Here is a 2114-nt window from a genome sequence, read left to right as displayed (position 1 = left end):
GCGAGTTGGAGTCACTGGCGCGGGCTCGCAAGACGGGCCAGGCGATGGCACGGCGGGCCCGGATCGTGCTGGCTGCGGCGGCAGGGCTGGAGAACAAGGTGATCTGCGCCGAGGTCGACGCGGACGCGAACACGGTGGGCAAGTGGCGCCGCCGCTTTGCCGAGCATCGGCTGAATGGGCTGTTGGACGAGCCGAGGCCCGGCACGCCCCGCAGGATCGGCGATGACGCGATCGCCGATACCATTCGCCGGACGCTGGAGATGCCACCGGCCGGGGCCACGCATTGGTCGTTGCGCTCGATGGCCCGGGCGGTTGGCTACGCGCCGTCCACTATCCACCGGATCTGGCGGGCATTCGGGCTGCAGCCGCACCGCAGCGAGACCTTCAAGCTCTCCACCGACCCGCTCTTTGTCGAGAAGGTGCGCGACATCGTCGGGCTGTACATGAGCCCGCCCGAGCGCGCCTTGGTGCTCTGCGTGGACGAGAAATCCCAGATCCAGGCGCTCGACCGCACCCAGCCGCTGTTGCCGATGCGCCCCGGCCAGGCCGAGCGCCGCACGCACGACTACACCCGCCACGGCACCACGAGCCTGTTTGCCGCACTCGATGTCGCCACAGGCGCCGTCATCGGCCGCTGCTACCCAAAGCACNGCCATCCGCGCCTTCATCGACGCCCATAACGCCGAACCCAAGCCCTTCCGCTGGACCAAGTCGGCCAACGACATCCTCGCCGCCATCCAGCGCTTCTGCCTCCGTTCCCAACAAATCGGAGGAACTACGGAATCAGGACACTAGGTGCATCCTGCCAATCAAAGTTTTTCGATAAAGCAAAAATAATCTTCAAAATAATTAGGGCGATAGAAAATATCATTCGTAATCATATAAATTGTTTAAGCGCAACATTTAATTTTTTGTTAACCGGTAAGTATTAAATACCATAGAGTCGACCAGTGCAAAATTTTGCGACTATTTTAATTAGCACCTCTGCGTAATACACTTTGATCGAGGGCACCAAATGGCAAATCCCGCTTTGATCAATGTTAACTATGGACAACTGACGTTTAACAATGCTCAAGCTAAAGTCGGTGATGGCACGCATACCGGTGACGTAGTAGTTTATAGCACAGTTTATAGCGTAGGCGGCGTGGCCGTAGATGCTATAGTTCGCACTGTCTCAATCGACCCACGGGTCACATTTAATAGCTACGACTCTACTGATATCAGCGATGGCAATCAGCCAAGCGGTGGTGCGTATTTCTCGCCGCGCCTTGACGGCAATACAAGCAGTGTGGCGGCTCCTGGCGCAGGCGTAACCTTCCAAATCGATTTTATCGCTAGTGGTAGTTATAGCACTGCTACGCCTCAAGGCACAGCGGTGACATTACAGAACCTGCGTGAAAACACTTATGATATCGACATTCAACAATACCAGCAATTTACCACTTTTAGCACTGCGAGAATGAACACTGGCGGCAACATCACCTATAATTACGATTCGTCTACCGGGCTAATCCAGTTTCGCAGCAATAGTAATGTCAATGCATCCGCGCAAGATTCAAAATATACGATTCAAGTCGATTATGCTGCCGCAAGTTCAATCACATTTAAGGTTGGGTCGTACGATTTTAGCCAAGCCACGGGCCTAGCCTATTACTACGTGGATTTTGGTCCAGGAAAATTCAATAATTTTGATACCACTGTCACAGCCAAGGCCGCCGGTGTGCCGGTGGGAGGCGTTAGTGGGCTTGCCTTTCTCGACAATAATTCGGACGGAATTCGTAATGGTGGCGACGGTGTCCTTTCCAACATCAGTGTAGTCTTACTTGATAGAAATGGGGCGCCCACCAACTACTCCACCACCACAGATACCAATGGTGCATATAGTTTTTTAGATGTACCGACTGGCACTTACATTGTGCAATTTGATACTTCTGGATACGGTGTCAGTCCACAGAATGCTGGCGGTACGGCCAGCACTAATAGCGACGCGAACTCAAATGGCGCAGTTACCGTAAATATAACTGCGAATAACACGATTACCAACATTGACGCTGGGTTTTTAAGGCCCGCCAGCATCAGCGGCCTGGCCTTCACCGACAGCAACGGCGATGGCA

1 protein-coding gene and 1 pseudogene are annotated in these 2114 nt (G+C 54.1%); both read left to right on the top strand.

Going from position 1 to position 2114, the window contains the following annotated elements; translation table 11 throughout:
* Positions 1–5: 5 nt before the first annotated feature.
* Positions 6–671 (top strand): annotated as a pseudogene (locus QWZ14_RS10905) (IS630 family transposase); the annotation flags it as partial.
* Positions 672–1015: 344 nt separating this feature from the next.
* Positions 1016–2114, top strand: a 1099-nt coding sequence (locus tag QWZ14_RS10900; RefSeq protein WP_290316682.1) for an SdrD B-like domain-containing protein, incomplete at its 3' end; no start/stop codon positions are given.

The organism is Paeniroseomonas aquatica (genome assembly GCF_030409335.1).
Taxonomy (GTDB): domain Bacteria; phylum Pseudomonadota; class Alphaproteobacteria; order Acetobacterales; family Acetobacteraceae; genus Belnapia; species Belnapia aquatica.
The sequence above is the reverse complement of the archived record's forward strand: the minus strand, read 5'-3'. Positions and strand labels throughout refer to the sequence as shown.